Source organism: Pseudomonas sp. GW821-FHT07G06 (assembly GCF_058986625.1).
In genome coordinates this window covers 597795-618330 of the sequence record NZ_JBYSVW010000002.1, presented here as the reverse complement: position 1 = coordinate 618330, position 20536 = coordinate 597795, and the positions used below count along the sequence as shown (strand labels likewise).

Sequence of the window (20536 nt, the reverse complement as noted above, 5' to 3'; positions counted from 1 at the left end):
CTTGTGGATACGAGACTGCGGCTACACGAAGTGAGTTAGTTGTAATCGGATTTTGGCAGGTCACTAAGCACAAGCGCAGCCATCCCATCCAGTCGTGCTTTGACCTTCTCCCAGTTCGGCATCACCTGCGTCAACAACCGATAAAAGCGCTCACTGTGGTTGTGTTCAGCGATATGACAGAGTTCATGAAGGATGACGTAGTCAATGCACTCGCGGGGTGTTTTGACCAGGTGAGGATTCAAGGTGATCCGACCTTTCGGCGAGCAACTGCCCCATTGGGTTTGCATCGCTTGAATACGCAACGGCGGTTCATCTGCTACCCAAAGCGTCTGTTCGAGTAGGGCCTGCAGGCGACGATCGAACACATCCCGCGCGCGGGCTCTGTACCAGGCCCTTAGCAGTTCGCGAACATTTTCTGCAGTTTTGTGCCTGACAGAAACTTCCAGCTTTCCTCGCAACATACGGACTTGAGGCGTGTCTGCGGGAGCCTCTATCACCTTGAGCACATGCTGCTTGCCCAAGTAATAGTGGCTCTCCCCACTGACATATTGACGAGGCGTGACATGCGTCAGCAGCGCTCGAAACTGTCGCAACTGCTGGTAAATCCAACGGCCACGATGCTTTAACGCCTGCAATACATCTTCGTCGCTGGCGGTAGCCGGTGCCTGTACCGACACCCGGCAATCAGGATCTACTTTGATCAGCAGGCGTTGCACCTGTCGCGCCTTGGGTGCCCGCTCAACCACAATCAGTTCATCGGCATAGTGGAAGCTCAACCAGTGCTTGGTCGGGCGTCCAATAGCTTCAGACAGGAGTATGGGAACACTCATGCAGCACTCAAGCCCACACGGGTGATCTGAACGACCCATTCAACGATGGTTTTTGCCTGATCCATCCCTGCACCAATGGCTTTGCACTCCTTGAACATCAGCGGCAGCAGTTTTTTGCGAATATCCGCTTCAATGTTTTGAGGGTTGATCGAGTGTTCAGCCACCGAAGCCGTCACCAATTCTTCCAGGCTAAAAGCCAATTTGACCCACGCATCCTGAGCCGCAGAGTCCAGCGCAGCAAAAGCGGCGGGTAAGGTCTTTTTGAAGACGCCGTAGTACGCCTGCGCGTGCTTGTTGCCGGCAAACGCGTCGGGCAACTCATCCAGCTTGCGTGCCTGTACTTGTTGCTCAAACTCGAGGAACAGCAGGTATTGCTTGAGTGGATGGTCGAAGAGTTTTTCCGCTTCCTCAATGGCTTGGCGCAGCAGCGTTGAGAACGCTTCCCTGGCATAGGGGTCGTCAAGCATCTCCTGTTCGATCATCTTGCTTACGCGAGTCTTGATGATGTCGGTCTCGTTGCGGGTTTTCTCCTCACTCCATTCTTCAGGCTTCTTCTGGCCCATCTTGCCGACTTCATAAACACCCTGAGGGTCGCGCACCTCAACCCCGACCACGTGCTTATCCAGCAACTTGCGCACTTGATCCGCGTATTGATCGTAGTTAACCGTTTCCCCTGCATCCTGCTTGGCCAAAAGGCGCAGGCTGGAGAGCTGTTTCAGGGTGTCCTTGTAGTGGTCACGATCTGCATCGCTGAAACTGGTGTCTTCGAAAAATGAAGCGGATTGCAGCGCTACTTTCAGGCAACTGGCAAATTCGCTCAGGGCTTCGTAGAAGTCCTCGCGAACCTTGAGGTTGACGTCCACCAAGTCGCCATCAAGTTCCTGCATTCGGGGGACGAGCACATGACGCAGTTGCTCGATATCACCTTTGTTCTTCACATTGGCAAAGATCGCCCAAAGGGCTTTGTACAACTGTGGCAGGCGTTTGTATTCGCTGCTCATCGGGTCATAGAGACCGGCGATGTCATTGATGTCATAGCCACCCTGCGTGCGGGACGCCAGGTCCTGGTACTTTTGAATGGTGGTGTCCAGCTCGGTCAGGATGCCGCGGTAGTCGATCAGCAAGCCAAATTTTTTCAGCGGATGCAGACGATTGACCCGGGCAATGGCCTGAATGAGGTTGTGTTCCTTGAGCGGCTTGTCGATGTAAAGCACGGTGTTTTTTGGCTCATCGAAACCGGTCAGCAGTTTGTCCACAACGATCAGCAGTTTGAGCGAATCATCCTTGTCGAAGCGTTCAATGATTTGTTTGGTATAGGTCTGCTCATCCGTGCTACCAACATTCTTGGCCCACCACTGGGTTACCTCCGGTGTGGAAGACTCATCGACTTCAAGGTTGCCTTCGCGGCTGTCCGGTGGGCTCATGACGAGCGCGCTTTCGAACAAGCCCGCTTCGTCCAGGTACTTCTTGTACTTGACCGCTGAAGCCTTGCTGTCACAGGCGAGCTGTCCTTTGAGGCCAGCATCGATGTTTTTCACAAAGTGGTTGGCGGCATCAAGCGCAATCAAGCGGATGCGATCCTCAGAGCTGTAAATCGCTCCCTTCTTGGCGAACTTGCGCTTGAGGTCAGTCTTTTGTTCGTCCGTCAGCCCTTCGGTGATACGCCCAAACCAACTGTCGATGGCGCGCTCATTCACATCCAGATCGGGCTGACGCTCTTCATACAGCAGCGGTGTAACGGCCTTATCCTCAACTGCGCGCTGCATTGTGTAGGCGTGCACAATCGGGCCGAACTTGTTGGTGGTTTTGTCTTTCTTGAGCAGCGGTGTGCCAGTGAAGGCGACATAAGCCGCATTGGGCAGCGCTTGCTTCATGCGAATGTTGTTTTCACCGCCCTGGCTGCGGTGACCTTCGTCGATCAGCACGATGATGTCCGAACTGGTGTTGACGCACTCCGGCAGTTTGGTGGCGCTGTTGAATTTCTGGATCAGCGAAAAAATGATGCGCTCATGACCGCGACCAATTTGCTCGGCCAGGCGTGTGCCAGAGGTCGCCATGGCGGATGCACGGTCTTTTTTACCTGATAGCTCCCCGCTTGAAGCGAAGGTTCTGCTCAGTTGGTTCTCCAGGTCGATCCGGTCAGTGACCACCACAATGCGGCATTGTTTAAGGTCGTCGTGCAGGATTAACGCCTTGCTCAGAAACACCATGGTGAACGACTTACCGGACCCAGTGGTATGCCAGATCACCCCACCTTCACGGCCACCGTCTTTGCGTTTCAGGCTGATTCTTTCAATCAATCGCTTGATGCCGAAAACCTGTTGGTAACGGGCTACGACCTTGCCAGCTTTTTTATCGAACAAGGTGAAGTAACGAATCATATCCAGCAAGCGCGTGCGGGATAGCAGGCCGATCAACAATTCATCCTGACCGGTGACGGCCAGCTCACCGCCGGCCAACAAACCTTCGTACCAGGGTAGGTCTCCGACAGGCCGATGAGCAAAGAGTTTGTTTTTCTGGTCAGAGCTGAGGGGACGATTCTTTATCTCATGTTGTTCAGAGGCGCTGAAATCCTCCTCACGCCAAGCCGCCCAGAACTTAGTCGGGGTGCCGCAAGTTCCATAGCGTCCGTCGCTGCCATTGATCGAAAGCAAGAGTTGGCTGTAAGCGAACAGCCGAGGGATTTCATCGTGGCGTTGATTGCGCAAGCTTTGTGAAATACCGGCATCAATGGTCGGGCCTTTCTGGGCGTTGCCGTCCGGGCGCTTGGCCTCAATCACTACCAGAGGGATGCCGTTGACGAAGCAGACAATATCCGGGCGCCGCGCCTCCACTCCGCCGCTGCGAAGTACGCGGAACTCTTCAGTGAAGACAAAACTGTTGTTGCTCAGATCCTGCCAGTCAATCAATGCGATGGTCGGGTTGGCCCTCTTTCCATCGACGAACTCGGTCACCGAAATGCCATACAGCAGATGGTTGTAGAGCCGCTCGTTGGCTGCTTGCAGTCCCTCGTTCAGGGCCGGGCTGCAGACTTCGCTGATCAGGTTGTCGATGGTTTTGGAGGACAGCGAGCATTCTTTGCCTGCAAACATGAACCGTCGTTTGCTCAGCTGCTCACGAAGTACATCACGCAGCACGACTTCATCGGTTTTGCCAGACCGCGCGCGCAGCGCTTGTTCAGGCGACAAGAAATCCCAGCCGAGATTGCTGAGTAAGGCCAGCGCAGGCAATTTTGCGCTGTATTCTTCCTGGAACTTCGGGCCGCTTATCATGTGCAAATTCCTTGTTTGTCGCCGGTATTAGTTTGGCTTCTTGTGGCCACTGAGGCGCTTTTCCAGGCGTTCCAGTTCTGCTAGTTCCTGAGTGTCTGCGTCTCGCGCTTCGGCGCTTCTGCGTTGTTGGTCGAACGCTTCATAACGTTCGTGGGCAACGTTTTTCATCTGCTCGTGGCTGACGCTGCCGGCTGTACGCAACAACGGCTGCTCGTTAAAGGCCATGAAACTGTCGATGTAGCGCCGCCAATCTTCCAGTTTTATGTGCTGGCGCTGTTTGGCGCGTAGCTCGGCGAAGTCCAGGAACATGCTGACCAAGCGGTTGAGCTGATCCAACTCTTCACCATTCAGATAGTTTTTGGCGACCACCACATCCGCTTTACGCACACGGTCGCCTTTGAAACTGAGCAAGTTCATGTTCGGCACGCTGGCATCGGCGCGGCGCACGATCAGCTCGGCGGCGGTATGACCGGTCACGGCGAAAAACAGCTTGTTCTGTACCTCGGCAAACAACCGCGCGGTGTCCTGCTCATTGGCGCGATAGTCCTCGGCCAGGGAAAGCAGATCACGGACCTTCTGATAGAAACGCTTCTCCGATGAACGTATGTCGCGGATGCGTTCGAGCAACTCATCGAAGTAATCCCAGCGCGGCTCCTTGAGTCGGGCGTCGTCCATCACGAAGCCTTTGAGCATGTATTCGCTCAGGGTTCGGGTGGCCCATTGGCGGAACTGCGAGCCGCGAGTTGAGCGGACTCGGTAGCCGATGGCGATGATCATGGGCAAGGCGTAGAGCTGCGTCAGGTACTCTTTTCCGTCAGCGGCAGTTGTCAACTTTGAGTTGACAACTGCCGCTTCGGACAGCTCGCCATCGGCCAAAACAGCCTGAATATGCTTGCTGATGTTTTGCTTGCTGGACTGATACAGCTCGGCCAGCTCCAGTTGAGTTAGCCAGACCTGACCATTCATTTCCCGCAGTGTGAACTGCGCCAAGCCGTCCTCGGTGCTGTAAAGGATCAGGTCGCTGATGGTCATTAGGCAGCCTCAACCTTTACTCGGCGTTTGCCGGTGAGGAGTTGTTGCATCAGGGCGTTTTTTTCCTGCTTCAGACTGAAAAATTTCTGTTGTAAGGCTTCGATCTCGTTATCTGCTGTGGCGAGCACAGTAGCAATGGCTTGCTGCTCGTTAATGTTTGGGAAAGTCCATTTTATTTTAGAGAAATTAGAGTATTTCAAGTTCCAAGTATCTGAAACCATACCTTGCGAGTGCCTATAAAATAGATGAATCATTGATGGTAGCTTAAATAAGTAAGATGCATAAAGTGGGTCGGCTCCGGCTTGAGGTGTAAGTACAGTATAAGCAGGGCTAACAATACCTTCAAAATGTGAAAGTCCGGAAACACCTTGCCACATTCGCATGGTGTTGTATCCAATGTCCCTTATACAGATTCTCAAGTATTTTGATTTGTCGGTATTGGAAGTGTCTTTTCTTCCTACGCTTTCTCGGTTTATAACCCCGTCATCCGAGGTGATCGATAGTAGCGGCAAACCTTGAGTTTCAGTTTCTACTCGCTCTTTGAATAATGTCCCAAGACGGAATTCTGACCAGTTTTCTTCAAAGCCGGGTAATCTTTTTTGCCGGGTTAGCAGCAATTGCATTAGCGCCTTTTTTTGTCGTTGACTGTTTCTGATAAGTCGTGCGGTGGCATTGATCGCCTGGTCCCATGTATACAGAATTTCGGAAATTTTCTTTTGCTCGATCACTGGTGGCAATAAGGTGACAACAGTAGTCAGTCGCTCTGGGGACGTATGTTTTACCTTGGTGCCAGAAGCTTGTTCTGAAATCTGTTTTCTGATCTCCTTTGAATTGTAAAGCCAGTATATAAAGTTGATATCAACTTTGGATTTGTCTCTCGGTTTAATTAGTCCAAGGCGTTGGTTGTGTAGGTATTTTTCGTTTTCAGGGACAAAAGCTGTACTACCTAGGAGCCCCGCCGCTTGTTCGGTCATGGCTACTACAACATCGCCTTTTTTAAGAACGTAGCTGCTGGGGATTTCCCCTACGTAATATTTGGTCTTCTGTCCTTGAGATCGAAACCCACCTTCCTCATAGAAGTGACCAGGAGTCATTAAAATATAATGACCAGAGTCTGTAAAGTTTTCACTCTTAAATGCAAACCCATGTTTAATATCAATCAGGGATGTCAGTGTTGTCTTTATCCACCCTTCAGGCGCCATAACCTAGCTCCTTCAAGTAACCTTCCATTGTTACTTCCAGCTCGGCTAGTTTGGCGTTGATTTTTTTTCGCTCGTCATGTACTGCGATCAGATCAATTTCTGCTTCTTTTTCAAAGGTATCAACATAGCGAGGGATGTTGAGGTTGTAGTCGTTTTCTCGAATTTCTTTGAGGTTTGCGCGGTGACTATATTTATCCGAGTTGATACGGTGGCGATAGGTCAGCAAAATATTCTTAATTTGCTCTTCGCCGAGGAAGTTCTGGTTTTTCCCGGATTTGAACTCGCGACTGGCATCGATAAACAACACGCTTTCGTCAGTCTTTGCTTTGTTGAATACAAGAATCGCAGCCGGAATGCCTGTGCCGTAAAAGAGCTTCTCCGGTAGACCAATCACTGCATCCAAAAGATTTTCATCAATCAACCTTTGACGAATCTTGCCTTCACTGGAGCCACGGAACAGCACACCATGAGGAACCACCACGGCCATACGCCCGGACTTAGGTTTCAGCGTTTCAATCATGTGCAGAATGAACGCGTAGTCGCCCTTGGTCTTCGGCGGAATACCACGATTAAACCGACCAAACTGATCATGCTCTGCAGTGTCATGACCCCACTTATCCAGCGAAAACGGCGGATTAGCAGTCACAATATCGAACTTCAGCAACTGACCATTTGGATCGAGCAATTTAGGGTTGCGTAGAGTGTCGCCCCACTCAATCTTGTGGTTGTCCTCGCCATGCAAAAACATGTTCATCTTGGCCAGCGACCATGTGGAGCCAATAGCTTCCTGGCCATACAGCGCGTACTGCTTGCTGCCATGGTGCTCACGCACTTTGCGCCCGCACTTCATCAGCAACGAAGCCGAACCACAGGCTGGGTCGCAAATCGTATCGCCCGGCTGTGGGTCGAGCAGTTCGGCGATCAGTTCAGAAACCTCCGGCGGGGTGTAGAACTCACCAGCCTTCTGCCCGCCGCTGGCTGCGAAGTTTTTGATCAGGTATTCGTAGGCGTTGCCGATCACGTCCAGGCTGCCGACGCGGGACGGTTTGAGGTTGAGTTCAGCCTTGGAAAACTCTTCCAGAAGGTCACGCAGGATGGTGTTCTTCTGCTTCTCTTCACCGAGGCGATCGGTGTTGAAAGAGATGTCTTGGAACACGCTTTTGCCGGCGTCTTTTAGCTTGGTGCCGTTGGCTTCTTCGATCGCGTGCAGCGCCTGGTCAATACGCTCACCGTTGCCTGGCTCGTGACGCTGGTCGTACAGCGCGTAGTAGCTGGCGTTACGCGGCAGCACGAAGCGCTCGTTCTTGAGCATTTCTTCGATCAGCTCAGGCTCGTCGCCGTACTCTTTACGGTAGTTGTCGTAGTGATCCTGCCAGACATCGCTGATGTATTTGAGGAACAGCATGGTCAGGATGAAATCTTTGTAGGTGTCGGCGCTGATCGTGCCGCGGAAGATATCGCAAGCCGCCCATAGCGCCTTGTTGATGTCGTCCTGTTTTACTTTGCCGCTCATGGTTTTTCCTTGGTCAGTTGCTGATAAATGCCCTGGAGCATTTTTTCGCGATTCGTATGGAGCTGGGCGATCAGTTGATCTTCTTCATCCCAGAGGCGCTGTAAGTGAGCCAGCCTGGTTTGGGTTTCCAGCGAGGGCAGCGGAATTTGCATGTGCATCAGCGAATGCTTGCTGATGGCCTGGATGCTGCTGCCGCTGCGTTCAAGGTTCCGTTGGCTCTCGGGAAGGTTGATCATCCAGCACAGGTACTCCGGCAATACTTTTGATGTTTTCGGGCTGAGAATGAAAAATTGGCTACTCGCTACAACCCGTTGCCCTTCTTTATATAAAGCTGCGTTGTTGGTATCGCCCCGAGCAACGACTGCGATTTCTCCCGGTGTCAGCGAAGGTGGGGCTTTGCTGCCCTCCCAGCGAACAGTAATGAGCGAGTCGGGGACGATCACAGCGGATTGGCGCGCGTCTTTGATCTGCAGGACTTTAACGTCCCCGGCGAGATCATTCTCAAGCGCTCCACGGAACGTGTAGCCGGATCGGACATCAGCCAGTTCGCTCAATTTGCATAATCGGGTTGGCATAATTCTCTCGAGGTAAAAGCGCCTTCCCTGGCGCAAAGTGCTCAGACCGTACAGTGTGGTGCCTGATTTTGCAGCCACTGGGTAATCTCATCTGACAATCCAGCCCAAGCCCCTTCTCCTTGAAGGCGAGTGACCAGCAGGCCATCGTCTTTGTCCATAGCCTGCCGCAGGTTGTCACGGATCTGAACCGACGTCTGATCAGTGACAATGATCCAGGTGGACTCCAAGGTATGGCACCAGGTGCCGTAGGCTTTGATTCGCTCATACAGCGACGGATAGTCACGTTGTTTACGCAGGTCGTAGCTGATTTGGTAAAGTTTCATGGCTTTAGCTTTCCTAGTAGGTCAGTTATGGCAATCGCGGCAGGCTGCAACCTGCCGCACCCCCAAAATTTCTCAGTACCGTTGCTATGAAAATGGTGGCGACTCAATATCGCTCGGAAATCTCCTACAGTCAAATGTCATTTTTTAAGTAGGGGTTCTATGGAGTTTGCTCAAAAGAAAAGGGCGTTCGGAAAAGGACAGACATGAGCGACATCCAGCTCTTTCGCTTGAATGCCGCCAACGGTGCCTACGAGCTACCTGCGCGCGCAGTGGCGGTCGAAAAACATCTACAAAGCCTGATCGAGGCGCACATGGAGGCCTTTCTTGGCGTGCGCTTTATCGCGACCGAATACGCCACCGGGAAGACCCACAAAGGGCGTATCGACTCGCTGGGGCTTGATGAAAATGGCTGTCCGGTCATCATCGAATACAAGCGGCACAGCAACGAGAATGTGATTAACCAGGGCCTGTTCTATCTCGACTGGCTGCTGGATCATCAGGCTGAGTTTCGCTGGTTGGTGATGGAAAAGCTGGGGAAGGAAGCCGCTGAGCATATTGAGTGGAGTGGTACGCGACTGCTGTGTATAGCCGCCGATTTCACCCGTTACGATCAGCATGCCGTGCAATTGATCCAGCGCAACATCGAGCTGATCCGCTACAAGCTGTTCGCAGATGACCTGTTGCTGCTTGAATTGGTTAATGCCGTGAGCGTGACAGACACCACCGCCCCAGCCAGGTCGGCAGACATTGGAGCAGATAAGCCAACACCCGCAGCTAAAGACAAGACTTGGCAGGAGCAACTTTCCCAAGCGGATCCGGAAGTTTCTGTGCTCTTCGAGCAGGCCTGCAGCTACATGCAATCGCTCGGTGATGATGTGCAGGAGAAGCCCCTGAAGCTGTACCTCGCATTCCGCCGTCTGAAGAACTTTGCCAGCGTGGTGGTGCAGTCCAAGCGTCTACAGCTTTATCTCAAGCTCAATCCGGATTCCGTCGAGCTCGTTGAAGGCTTCAGCCGCGATGTGCGTGCCATCGGTCACTGGGGGACAGGCGATCTGGAGTTGAGCCTGCGCACTCAGGCCGATCTGGAAAGGGCAAAAGTGTTGATTGAGCGTAGCTACCAAGAGAACTAGCTAAAACGCTCAATCGTGCATTTGCGGTCCTGGCATTTCAGTGAAATGCCAGGCGAGGGGGGGGATGCCGCCCGTGCCCGTGGTAGTTAATCAGGGCCAGGCAAAAGCCCTGTGTCTGGCGTACTAACCGGTGTCAGAGCCCGTTAGGGAGAAACTTGGTTGCGCCGCTGACATCATCGATTTTCTTGATGCGAAAGGCTTTCAGGCAAGTTTCGTCGCGGGTGTTGGCGTCGAAGCAATATTGCTTGATGAAATCGGCAAAGATCAAATCCTGGCCATTAACGGTGAGAACGCGCTTGTAATATTCACCATTGATGCCTTGGGCTTGACGACTGTCAGTCATCTCCTGATCCACCACCAGGCGTCCGTGCAGGTCGACAGCCGGAACCTGGGCTTTGGGATCTTCTTTGGAGCAGGCGCTCAGGAGCAGGCCTGCGGCAATCAGCGTACATAAACGCAGCATAGGAATTCATCTCTGATAACGGATGCCCCGGACCAGGGTCCGGGGCAGATCGATAGGAGGATTACTCGCCGAACAAGCGGCTGGAGCGATTGACTTCAGCCTTGCCGGAATCTTCCAGCAGAGACTTGGCACCGGAAGTCACATTGCGTGCCGAGTCGGCTTCAGACTGGATCACGTCGGTGCGTGCCGCGCTGTCACGCAACTCCGCATCGATGTAGTCGTTGGCGCGTGCGGTGCGCGCGCGCTTCGCCTGCAGTGCCAGGCGGCGCTCTTCCAGCTCCAGTGCGCGCAACTCGTCTTCGTAGCCTTCTTCACGGGTTTGAACACGCTTGTGTTCAAGTTCCTGTGACTTGCGCTGCTCAAGGGCCTTTTGCTGCGCAGCTTGCTGTGCCGCTGCCCGTTGCCGACGATCAGCCGCGATACGAGCATCCTCGCGTGCCCGTTCGGCTGCCGCCTGGCGGACGCGTTCGGCCTGAGCGGCTGCTTCAGTCTGTTTGGTCTGCTGTTCGACTTGATACAGGCTGTCGAACTGGTTTGCCAATGCCGGCAGGGTGAGCAGTGCGAGGGCGGAGCCCAGAACAATATGTTTCATGTCCGACCCCTTAGCTTTTCTTGGGTTCTGGACAGGTCGCATTCGGCTGAATGCGTGTTTCGTTGGAGACCGTCATCACCATCAGGGAGATTTCGCCAACCTTGAACTCACAAGGGCGACCCACCTGGGCAGACGTGTAGATCTTGCCGCTTTCGGAATAACCAATCAGCACGCCCGGCACCAGGGTGGTGTCATTGACCAGCGAGCCTGCCATGGCGCCTGCAGCGCCACCGGCTACACCGCCAACAATGGCCGTGTCAGTGTTTTTCGTGTTGCCCAGTGCGGCACCACCGATCAGACCCAGTACCCCACCGGCCATCATGGCGGCTTTTTTGTTCTTTTCGTTGCTGACTTTGATCTTGCTCGGCGAAATCGTCAGGATTTTTACGGTTTTAGCTTCCTGCTGGCTGTTTACCTGACTGGCGTCGAATACATCTGCTTGATACTCCTCACCGGACGTTTGGCAGCCAGCAAGAACAGCAGCAATCGAAAGCACCAGGCAGCGTTTTAACATCATCATTTCCAATATCTCTATGAGCGTAAGAAATCCCGAGCGGGACAATCCATTGTGATTTGAGGCAATGTGCCACCATTCTAATCAAACTGAAGAAGGTAAGGCCAAGAAAAGTTTGGAGCGAGGGAGGATCAGGTGTGCCAGGCAGGAGCCGAATAGCGCGTCGTTATGCGCAAAGTTCGGGTGGCAGTTTCTCTAGAAGGGTGACCGCATCCATGACGGCGAACACACGCCCACAAAAAAGCCCCAGACCCATAAGGCCTGAGGCTTTCTCGTTACAACGTATGGTGCCCAGGCGAGCTTCTAACCATAGAGACAAGTTGTTGTATTTAAAGGGTTTTCTATTGTCTTGCTTCTTCTCGCATACACACCGGCATACACCATGCCCGCTGCTGGGCTATTTTCTGGTCAATCCTTGATCGCTTTGTGCCGGGCAAAGTCGTGTCAGCTCAATCGCGAATCGCTACGTCTTTTCTATCGATCAATCCATGACGTGAAATGGCGATCTCAAATCGTTTGAAAAGACCAAAAAAATCGTTTAGTGACATCTCAAAATGGACTTCTCGCACATTGAGTGGCTCCCCGCTATCAACCGATGCCTGGAGGTCGGCGTGCCCCTCCAATTGTGCAATCAGCGCTGATACGGTCACTGGTTGATTTTGAGTCTGCCCGTGGACCTCGCCAGAGAACATCTTGACCCCCACAAGATACTCGCCGTCATTAATGAGCCCCTTCTGCTCCAGGTAGGCACCGATGTCAAAACTATCATGATCGTCAGCCGCAGCAGTGCCCACGGAGTCGTTGTATTGAACGCTAGCGTGAAAGTTATCCTGTCTCATTGGTTAATCCTGTCTAGATTGAGAGATTACTGTTGTGCGCCTATCTTTCTCTTTGAGTTGGTTTGAAAACGATTCCCTGAAATGGGGGATTGGTAAATGTCCTCATCCAAAAAGCGCAACAACTCTTTTAGCTTCTTTTTGTCGTTGGGAAAAATCAGCTTTAGCTGTCCCCCTTCTTCGTGAACGCCGATGTCAATACCAAACCCGGTCGCAGCCTCTCTGAGGACCACAGGCGTGCAGGTCTCAAGTATTCCTTCTTGATTAATGAAGGTAATTTTTTTTCTAATCCAGTTATCAATATTTGCGTTTAGCCATTCTGGATCGAATCCGGAAAATTTATTCTCATTGAAAAAACTCTCCACCTCTTCTTTGGTGGATTCGTGGTAATACGCATCCATTTCAAACAAGCGGCGGGTGTTGTGAAGACTTACAAATCTAAGTTCGGTGGGGGCACCATCAGCAACTGCCTGAGAAAGTAAGGCCGTCGGTTTGTTATCGAGAGTGATGCCAATTCCGTCAAGGCGGCGAAATGTATCGGCATCAAAAAACAGTGCAAATCTTTTTGTCGTGATGGCCTGCCTGCGATCAAAGGCCTGGATCATTACAGTTGTGACGCCATCCACGGTGAAACCACCGAAAAGCCCCTTGATTGAGCCTAGAGCCTCCTCTGAAGGTTCCCATGGGCCTATATCCTGTGGTGTCCGTACAGCCGCTACGACTCCCTCAATGTCATCAAAGTTATTTATGAGTAGAAGTTCATCGTCGTCAGGTCGGTATCGAGCATCAAACGGCACATCCGTTTTGCCTCCTTGGAAAAATCCAATTTGCCTATGGAACTCAGTCGCCAAGTCATCCTGAAGATCCGCGCTTGTTACTACTCTGAGTATGCGAGGTGCTGAGTTTAAAAGAACAAAAAGATCCATGCTTTCTCCCTATGTTGCGTCGAGTACCGTGTGTGATGTTATGTAATTTACTTTCGATATGTCGGCTGGTTTATTGAGGGTTTTCTTTGTTATAAAAAGCAAATTTGCCCCGTTAGTTAGTTGCACCTCATAAAACTTATAGCCGCATACTGCAAGTACTGGATTCGCGTAAAAAGATTTTGAAGCCCAAATGAATACAAAGAACATAAGAGCAAAAAATAAGAAAGTCGATGGCTCCAAAAAATATTTGCCACCGCCTAGCACGGGTAGCATATAGGCGACAAAGTACCCTGAAATTTCTTTGTCGGCAGGTTTTATCGAGGCTGCGGCAATCGTAGTTTTATTAAGCTTTTTGGCAGACGAGATAATAATCTGGTGGCATATAGCGCAAAGCGATAGCGAACAAAATAAAGCAAAGATCGACCACAATACTTCCTCATTATTTTGATAAAGCAAAAAAGAAAGAGTGAGGCCTATAGGTGCAATGGTGGTAAGAACAAGTGCGAATTTCATTAGGACACTAAGCATATTCAGCCCTTCCGATGCGGAGCTTTAAGCTCACGCTGTGCCATGGATAGAGCAAGCATAGTAAATGTCATTCACTGTGTATCCATACAGTTATTATTATTGGCTGCCATTTATCCGATAGTCTCGCCAGCGTCCGTGTATGTCAAATTGACACCTGTTACGAAATCTGTGGGTCATGAACAAGGCATCCGCACCTGGTCATGCGCGGAAGTTTGCGCGGAATGGTCGGCGTGGCCACCTGGCCCGCCTCAGAACTACGCAAGCCGCGTTGCGTAGAAACCTGCGTAGTTTTGCGACTGGCCCGAGCTGGCGTGCAACGGCGGGAGCCAACGGCCAAAACTGCGCAGACCATTTTGCGCAGGTTCTTGCGCAGCTCAATGCGCAGCTTCCCAAATTACGCACGCCGCGGTGCGTAACATCGTGCGTAATCCCCTGCGTAATGCCGCGACTACCGCCACGGTTTCACACATTGGGCCTTGCGTGGAAGTTTGCGTGGAACCATGCGTGGAATGCGTGGCGGCCTCGATCGGTGCGCACCTGGGCAATGACTGCGCACCATGGTTACCCCTGTAACCTTGCCCGTAACCATGGCGCCAGCCCTAACGGCCTCGGGATGGTTCGCACTCTGGAAAGGCCGGTTTTGCTGCGAACTTTGGTGCGCACTTCGCTGCGCACTTTGGCCTCAATACCAACAAACTCAAGGGTTGTAGCGTGGTTCGCACTGCGTACCGAGTGCGCACCACTCCGAGCCAGAAAAGGTCGGTTTCCGTGGAAACCTGCGTGGAAACTTCATTTTGGAAACCTGCCTGCAAGCCATACGCCTAGCGGGCTACAGGTGGTTTCCACACCGATAACTTCAGAGACTGGCAACCTGACTTGAAACCACCTTGGCAACCAATATCGGAGCGGCTTCAGGTCGTCCCACTACTGGTATCCAAGCGTGGTATCCAAGATCGCATGGATACCAGTTTTGGATACCAACTTGGATACCAGTGTTTCCGCTGGTCGTTAGCGACTGTACAGGCCTGACTATGGGGTGATGCGGTGCGTCTTGCCGTCCCAACCTTGACATTTGTTAACAGGCTGGGGCGCTGTGCACTGGGCGCCAATGTCATCATTTGTCATCAGGCCGGGGCGGCTGCTACCCGTGGGAAAACGCCTCGAACCATAACCGGGGCGGGTGTAACAGCGTTCCCTTGCCGCTGTAGCGTCGGTGTTGTCTGCCGCTTTGCTGACCACCGACAAAAGTGCACAGAGGTTTTGTGCACTTTTCGCTGTGCACTTTTTTGTGCACTGACTGCGCCAGGTCGGCGACAGCCAATTTTCTTGTTTACCACGCTGTTTACTCGGCCTGTTTACCCTGGTGCGCACCTTCGCCGTTGACTGCGTTGATCGTGCTGGCAAACCGGAGTTTTCCGTACCTCTCATGGGGTTAGGCTTTCGCTGCCCGTCAGCGGCGGTTGTGGGCGCGCCTGCTGGCTATCACGCCCCCTTGAGTTCACGAACAATGCCGTCAAGGCGTTGGGCCAATTCATCACAGACCGCGCACAGGCCACGCCCTCTAACGGGACAGCGCGGCTTATGAGCCAGGGTGTCAGCGTTGAGTTGGCGTACGTCTTCCTCGATGTCAGCGTGACGACGGCGCCGAACCGTGGATACCAGCGTGGATACCAATTCAGTGGATACCTGGTCAGAGGCATTCGCACCCTGTGGAAGTGAGTGCGCACCGGTCATTGGTGCGCACTCTGGAAGCGCGGTTTCTGGTCGTACCGGCGCTCGTACCTCTGTGGTGCGCACCGCCTCTGACTGCTGGTGCGCACCGGCTTGGTCACGGTGCGCACCACTGACCAGTTCGTCATGTTCCACGCGGTGCGCACCGTCCGGTAACGAGTGCGCATCTGCCTGCGCACCACTCTCCGGCATTGGGTGCGCACCGTCTCGCGCCCCAGCTAATACAGGGTGCTCACCGTCGGGGAGGTGCGCACCTGGTGACTGCGCACCGGTCGTGGTGCGCACCCAACCGGATTTGCTGGCGCGTTTCCTGATCGTACTTTCGGCCACCTGGTGCGCACCAGCTATCGCGCGCAACGAGTGCGCACCGGCCCGGTAATCAGCCTCGACCGATGCCCAGTCAATCGGCTGTGTTGTGTTCATATGTCGCCCTCGGTGTGGTGTTGCGCGGCATCAGCAAGGTCAACTTTTACCAACCCTTCATGGGGTTCGCTCGCTGGCGCTTCTTTCTGTGCGGTTTTCGGTCGCGGACCGGTGGATAACCCTCCGTGGAATTTGCAGCGGCCAGACAGATAAATGTCTTTCCGTTTGCAGGGTGTGCCCGCCCTGGTCTTGGCGCCACACTTCAGGCCGCGCAGCTCTTCAGGGAATGGCGGTGAAGGTGGCCACCAGTGCGGGTAGCCATTCTCGCGAAATGCCTTGGCCCATGCAGCATGCTCTTCGTGGTGCTTGCGCCAGAGCTTGCGCAATTCGGATTGATGATCGCTCATGGTGTGCCCTCGGTGGTGCGGCGCCAGCCATCACGCTTGGCCCGTCGAGTGACCGCGCCGAGAGAACACTCGTGTTTCATGGCCAACTGGCGAAGTGGCAACGTCCCCGCCCGGTAATCTGCTTCGACCGATGACCAGTCAATCAGCGGTATATCTTTCATGGTGTGTCCTCGGTAGTGCGGCACCAGCCATCACGCCTGGCTCGCTGTGCAATGTCGCTGAGAGAACAGCCGTATTTGGCTGCCATGAATCGAAGCGAAAGCACACCGGCCCGGTAGTCGGTCTCCATGCGCGCCCAGTCGGTACCGCGGGGCGTGCCTCTGGCCTGACACACCATCGGCGTATGGTCGTATTGCTTGCGTAGGTCGGCGCCGGTTGGGCAGTAGCGGCCCCTCGGTGCGTAGCAGGCACGGCAGCCGAACAGGTGGCGGTGGTATTGGTCGCGGGCATTTCGCCACGCTGGCGAGGCCGTGGCGGCGGATGGGTGCAAGTGTTGCGGCTCGCCATCGGTGGGCGATTGCTTAAGTCGGTCGATGGCTGGCGCTGGTGGTGTCTCCCACCTGTAGGAGCGAATCAACCGGGCCGCTCGACCGATGTGGCCGCGTTCGTCCAGGTCGTCGGCGGTCACACGGCCTGTCTCCAGCAACCAGTCAGGCGAACACCCGAGCACGTCGGCCAGACGCTCCAGCCAACGGGTGGCGTCGAGCTGGTGCGAATCTCCCCGCCGACCAGGTACGGTGCCGTCATGCAGGACCACCGACGGCGCATGCCCTCGCAGGAACTGGCCCAAGGCGGGCAAGTCGAGGCGATCAGTCATAAATCACCTCGTTTTTGCATGTTTTGAGCATGTGAAAACAGGACGAAACCCAATAAAGCTGGGGCTTTTGTCGGTTTCAGGTGCTCAAAATGCGGTGTTGGACCTGTTGTTTTGCTGGGGGACATGGGGGACACGGGGGACAACCAGTAAAACCGTGGCCTGTAGCCGTCCCCCGCTTCTGAAAAGGTGGGGGACTTGGGGGACAAAGGTTCTATCTGATGATTTTCTATCAATACTATTTTGTCCCCCACCGTCCCCCGTTTGTCCCCGGTCTGTCCCCCAGCCAAAAGCGCCTGTAGACGGCATGGTTTCTGGCTTTTGCTTGTTGTCCCCCGTGTCCCCCACGGTTTTTCGGTTTCGACGTGCCGATAGTCCATGGTCTATTCCTCGGTCGCGGCAATCAGGGCATCAGGGCTGACGACGTAGACGTGTGGTCGCCCCACGCCTTTGATTCGCACGCGCTTGGTGAATCGACCGTCTCGGTCGCCTTCGCGTTCGACGAGGGCGCCAGCGTTGTCGAGACAGGCCACCACGCGCTTGAGGTCAAACCCCGGAGCCGCCTCGATCAGTCCTTCGGTGGTGAACAAGTACAGGCAGCCTTCGCCGTGTGAGCGGTACCAACCGGCGCAGTTGTGAACGGGCGCGGTGTCAGTGCCGTCTACGCTGGCGAATCGGGATGTGTGGCGATTGATGAAGCCCAGCACGGCGCGCAGGATCTTGGCGTCTTCGGATTGGCCGCGCCCACGGAACGCCGTCCAGTCATTGAACAGCGCCAGCATGGTGTCGCGGACGGTACCGGCTGGCCATGGCAGCAAACCGGCCTGTATGGCCATTTCGCCCGCCAGCGCCGCAATGGCAAAGCGTCCCACGGCGCGGGCCTCCTGTCCGGTACCGACGGGGAATGCCTGGCGTATCTCGGCGTAGACAGCCTCCAGATCGGCGGCGACCTGTTCACGGCCCGCGTCGTCGAGTGGTTCGCCGTCTGGTCCACGTACACGCGCCACCAGCAGGGCGACAAAGGCCGGTCCAAGGTGGCCGTAATGCCGGGAGGCGGAGCGCTTGAGTGTGTCGGCGAACGTGCGGCCAGCACCCTTGCGGCCTTCCTCGCTCCCCGCATCGTGGGGCAGGCCAAGGCCGTGCAGGTCATCGAAGGCGCCGTACAGGCGATAGGCGGGAATATCGAGCAGGCGCAGTTCCTGACCGGCCTTGCTGCGAATACCGGCGCTCTCCATGTGCTTGCCCATGGTCAGTTCGCCGCTCGACAGCACCATCACCCGAAATTGCTGCACCTGACGCGGCAGGCCCGAGACCTTGCCACGCTGGCGCCCGGTGCCGTTGCCCAGGGCATAGATGATGCCGCCAATGTCCTGCGGCTTGGCCTCGCCGATTTCGTCCAGCACCAGCAAGGTGTCATTGCGTACGGTGGCCATGCCCTCCAGTCCGGTGCTGGTGGCGTTCCAGGTGCGCAGGAAGTCACGCGGTTTGCCCCACACGCTGGCGGCCACCAGCAGGGCAATACTCTTGCCGCTGGAGCTGTCGCCGAGGATGTGAAAACCGCCGCCGTCGGCATCGAGTAGCGCCAGCAGCGGGCCTGCCAACGCCGAACAGACCGCCAGCATCAGTATGGGATTGCCCAGGCAATGAGCGCCTACCTCGGTTTGCCATCCAGACAGATCGCCCGCCGTGGCGTATTCGTGTCCGCCTGCCTCGCTGGATTGAAACACCACGTCACCGCCGCCAATGACCTTGCGCGGCATGACGAACAGCGACGGGCCATGCCAGCCGGTGCGGGTGGCGGCCATGGCGTGGCGCTTCGGAGTACTCGACATGAGGTAGTCCATCAGCGCCCGCCGCTGGCTATAGGGAATGGTGGCGCCGAGGTTGAGCAGCACGGCGCGCAGTTCGGAGCCATCCCCCGCCAGCATCTCCATGGGCGCGGCCCACTCGCGCCAGGCACCGCCACCACTCGGTAGCAGGCGCAACAGGCGCCCGAAGTTTTCCCCGCGTTCGTCGCTGGTGATCGCCAGCACCTCCAGCGGCGAGCACACCAGGTTGTCGGTCTCCTTGTCATCGCGGATGCCGTGGAAGTACAGACCCGGCGCGAGGATATGGCCGCGCTCGGTCTGCACCCAGGTGGAATACATTGCATAGCAGGGGCGCGCAGGGGTGACCGTGCGGCGTTTGGTGTCCACGGCAGCCAGACGGGTGTCGGGTTCGGTCTCTGGCTTGGCTGCACGCTTTGCAGGGCGCTTGCCGGTGGGCTTGCCTGCGCCATCGCTGGCCGAACCTACGACACCGGTCGGCTCTGGCGGCTGGGTCAGGTCAGTCATGGCGGCCCCCTTGTGCTGGCGCCTGACCTGCGGCGGACATGATCGCCACCAACGGCCCGAGCGCCTGTTTCAGATCGTCGCGGGCGGCCTCCTTATCGGTGGCCACGTCCAGCGCTAGCAAGGCGTCTTCAATCCCCACCATCACGTCAAGAAAGGCGGCAGGGAACAACGCGGGATCGATGCCAAAGAGCTGACCCAGCACGGCGGCAGTCTCTTCGCGGCTCGCTGGCGCGATGGTGTGGTTAGTCATGGGTGTTCTCCCGGCTGGCGAGCCAGCACTGCAAATCGTTGAAGTCGGTCAGGTGGGCGGGGGCGTCGGCGGGCCATGCAGGAAAGGTCGCGAAACAGCAGGCCGCCACGGCGGCGTCATTGGCCGCCTTCCAGCCGGGGTTACCCTCGGTCTGGCGGTCGTCATCACCGGCAATCAACAGTTCCTGTTCATCGCCCAGCTTCTCGCGCAGGGCCAGCGTGACAGGCTTGAGGTTCCCGGCATTCATCGCGCAGGCCACCCCATACACACCCCGGTAAAGCTCGATCAGGGTGGCGCCGGTGGCCCAGCCCTCGCAGATGTAAAGTTCTTCGGCAGGGTTGATACGCCCCAGCAGGTGGAAGGCGCCTTGCACCTGCCCACCGAACAGAAAGCGCTTTCCTCCGTCCGGGGCGATGCGTTGCAGGTTGACCAGATCGCCAGCGGCATTGCGTAGCGGTACCAGCAGTTCGTCACCGCTCTGGCGCAGGTCGTGCGGTTTGACTTGCTTGGCGATCAGGTACGGGTGCGCAGGATCGGCGGGGCGAGCATTGCGCCAGAGATACCCGGCACGTTTTGCTGCCCGTTGCTGGCGCTTGAGGGTTTCGGCCTGGCGTTGGCGCTTGGCTTGCTCGATGCGCTGGCGCACCTCCATGGCTTCGCGATGATCGACCGGTTCACGACTGCACCAGGTGCGCGTGCCGCCGTCCTTCCAGCTGCCGAACGCCCCCGAGGCGATGCCGTCCAGGTACAAGACGTACCAGCCGTTTTCGCTGGCCTGCTTGTCGCCGGGAACGTGGAACCGGTGGATGGCGCCATCAGGCTCTGGCAGCCAATCGAGCGGGCCGAAGGCATCCTGCAGAACGTCGCGGAACAGAATCACGCTATCCACGGACCACCTCCAG

Annotated in this window: 21 protein-coding genes; 1 reads left to right on the top strand and 20 read right to left on the bottom strand. The window is 55.3% G+C overall.

Going from position 1 to position 20536, the window contains the following annotated elements; all coding sequences use genetic code 11:
• Positions 1 to 35: 35 nt before the first annotated feature.
• The 7 genes from AC3WJW_RS06355 to AC3WJW_RS06325 all read right to left on the bottom strand — a co-directional run bounded on the left by AC3WJW_RS06355 (position 36) and on the right by AC3WJW_RS06325 (position 8747).
• Complete coding sequence (locus AC3WJW_RS06355; RefSeq protein WP_493725484.1) at positions 36 to 830, bottom strand: M48 family metallopeptidase; 795 nt, start codon at positions 828 to 830, stop codon at positions 36 to 38.
• A complete protein-coding gene (locus AC3WJW_RS06350) occupies positions 827 to 4102 on the bottom strand; it encodes a type I restriction endonuclease subunit R (RefSeq protein ID WP_493725483.1) in 3276 nt (1091 codons plus the stop codon). Before AC3WJW_RS06350 ends, AC3WJW_RS06355 begins: the two co-directional genes overlap by 4 nt.
• 27 nt (positions 4103 to 4129) lie before the next feature.
• Positions 4130 to 5134, bottom strand: coding sequence for a virulence RhuM family protein (locus tag AC3WJW_RS06345; protein ID WP_493725482.1), 1005 nt, complete (start codon positions 5132 to 5134; stop codon positions 4130 to 4132).
• Positions 5134 to 6336: a restriction endonuclease subunit S gene (locus AC3WJW_RS06340; RefSeq protein ID WP_493725481.1), complete on the bottom strand. Its 1203-nt coding sequence runs from the start codon at positions 6334 to 6336 to the stop codon at positions 5134 to 5136. The genes AC3WJW_RS06345 and AC3WJW_RS06340 overlap by 1 nt, the downstream gene beginning before the upstream one ends.
• Complete coding sequence (locus tag AC3WJW_RS06335) at positions 6326 to 7849, bottom strand: type I restriction-modification system subunit M (protein WP_493725480.1); 1524 nt, start codon at positions 7847 to 7849, stop codon at positions 6326 to 6328. The genes AC3WJW_RS06340 and AC3WJW_RS06335 overlap by 11 nt, the downstream gene beginning before the upstream one ends.
• The gene (locus AC3WJW_RS06330; RefSeq protein ID WP_493725479.1) at positions 7846 to 8403 is read right to left on the bottom strand and encodes a restriction endonuclease subunit S; all 558 of its coding nucleotides are present in this window, start codon (positions 8401 to 8403) and stop codon (positions 7846 to 7848) included. The genes AC3WJW_RS06335 and AC3WJW_RS06330 overlap by 4 nt, the downstream gene beginning before the upstream one ends.
• A gap of 62 nt (positions 8404 to 8465) precedes the next feature.
• Positions 8466 to 8747: a hypothetical protein gene (locus AC3WJW_RS06325; RefSeq protein WP_493725478.1), complete on the bottom strand. Its 282-nt coding sequence runs from the start codon at positions 8745 to 8747 to the stop codon at positions 8466 to 8468.
• A 203-nt stretch (positions 8748 to 8950) separates the two neighbouring features.
• On the opposite strand from AC3WJW_RS06325, the gene AC3WJW_RS06320 reads away from it, so the two are divergent.
• The gene (locus AC3WJW_RS06320) at positions 8951 to 9877 is read left to right on the top strand and encodes an endonuclease NucS domain-containing protein (RefSeq protein ID WP_493725477.1); all 927 of its coding nucleotides are present in this window, start codon (positions 8951 to 8953) and stop codon (positions 9875 to 9877) included.
• Between the two features lie 133 nt (positions 9878 to 10010).
• Here AC3WJW_RS06320 and AC3WJW_RS06315 read toward each other — a convergent pair whose 3' ends face one another.
• The 13 genes from AC3WJW_RS06315 to AC3WJW_RS06255 all read right to left on the bottom strand — a co-directional run bounded on the left by AC3WJW_RS06315 (position 10011) and on the right by AC3WJW_RS06255 (position 20523).
• The gene (locus AC3WJW_RS06315) at positions 10011 to 10340 is read right to left on the bottom strand and encodes a hypothetical protein (RefSeq protein ID WP_493725476.1); all 330 of its coding nucleotides are present in this window, start codon (positions 10338 to 10340) and stop codon (positions 10011 to 10013) included.
• A 61-nt stretch (positions 10341 to 10401) separates the two neighbouring features.
• Complete coding sequence (locus AC3WJW_RS06310; RefSeq protein WP_104451609.1) at positions 10402 to 10932, bottom strand: DUF5384 family protein; 531 nt, start codon at positions 10930 to 10932, stop codon at positions 10402 to 10404.
• Between the two features lie 10 nt (positions 10933 to 10942).
• On the bottom strand, positions 10943 to 11452 hold the full coding sequence (locus AC3WJW_RS06305) for a hypothetical protein (protein ID WP_102700142.1): 510 nt from the start codon (positions 11450 to 11452) through the stop codon (positions 10943 to 10945).
• 443 nt (positions 11453 to 11895) lie between these two features.
• Complete coding sequence (locus AC3WJW_RS06300; RefSeq protein WP_493725475.1) at positions 11896 to 12285, bottom strand: hypothetical protein; 390 nt, start codon at positions 12283 to 12285, stop codon at positions 11896 to 11898.
• Between the two features lie 26 nt (positions 12286 to 12311).
• Complete coding sequence (locus AC3WJW_RS06295) at positions 12312 to 13208, bottom strand: hypothetical protein (RefSeq protein WP_493725474.1); 897 nt, start codon at positions 13206 to 13208, stop codon at positions 12312 to 12314.
• Positions 13209 to 13217: 9 nt separating this feature from the next.
• Positions 13218 to 13721 carry a KwaA family protein gene (locus AC3WJW_RS06290; RefSeq protein WP_493725473.1) on the bottom strand — a complete coding sequence of 168 codons (504 nt, stop codon included), beginning with the start codon at positions 13719 to 13721 and terminating at the stop codon, positions 13218 to 13220.
• A gap of 1497 nt (positions 13722 to 15218) precedes the next feature.
• Positions 15219 to 15659: a hypothetical protein gene (locus AC3WJW_RS06285; RefSeq protein ID WP_493725472.1), complete on the bottom strand. Its 441-nt coding sequence runs from the start codon at positions 15657 to 15659 to the stop codon at positions 15219 to 15221.
• 227 nt (positions 15660 to 15886) lie between these two features.
• On the bottom strand, positions 15887 to 16237 hold the full coding sequence (locus AC3WJW_RS06280) for an HGGxSTG domain-containing protein (protein WP_493725471.1): 351 nt from the start codon (positions 16235 to 16237) through the stop codon (positions 15887 to 15889).
• Complete coding sequence (locus AC3WJW_RS06275; RefSeq protein ID WP_493725470.1) at positions 16234 to 16398, bottom strand: hypothetical protein; 165 nt, start codon at positions 16396 to 16398, stop codon at positions 16234 to 16236. The genes AC3WJW_RS06280 and AC3WJW_RS06275 overlap by 4 nt, the downstream gene beginning before the upstream one ends.
• The gene (locus tag AC3WJW_RS06270; RefSeq protein WP_493725469.1) at positions 16395 to 17054 is read right to left on the bottom strand and encodes a hypothetical protein; all 660 of its coding nucleotides are present in this window, start codon (positions 17052 to 17054) and stop codon (positions 16395 to 16397) included. Before AC3WJW_RS06270 ends, AC3WJW_RS06275 begins: the two co-directional genes overlap by 4 nt.
• 380 nt (positions 17055 to 17434) lie before the next feature.
• Positions 17435 to 19384 carry a DUF927 domain-containing protein gene (locus AC3WJW_RS06265; protein WP_493725468.1) on the bottom strand — a complete coding sequence of 650 codons (1950 nt, stop codon included), beginning with the start codon at positions 19382 to 19384 and terminating at the stop codon, positions 17435 to 17437.
• Positions 19377 to 19634 (bottom strand): hypothetical protein, encoded by a 258-nt coding sequence (locus AC3WJW_RS06260; RefSeq protein WP_493725467.1) that lies wholly within the window; start codon positions 19632 to 19634, stop codon positions 19377 to 19379. The genes AC3WJW_RS06265 and AC3WJW_RS06260 overlap by 8 nt, the downstream gene beginning before the upstream one ends.
• Positions 19627 to 20523 (bottom strand): toprim domain-containing protein, encoded by an 897-nt coding sequence (locus AC3WJW_RS06255; RefSeq protein ID WP_493725466.1) that lies wholly within the window; start codon positions 20521 to 20523, stop codon positions 19627 to 19629. The genes AC3WJW_RS06260 and AC3WJW_RS06255 overlap by 8 nt, the downstream gene beginning before the upstream one ends.
• Between the last annotated feature and the right edge of the window lie 13 nt (positions 20524 to 20536).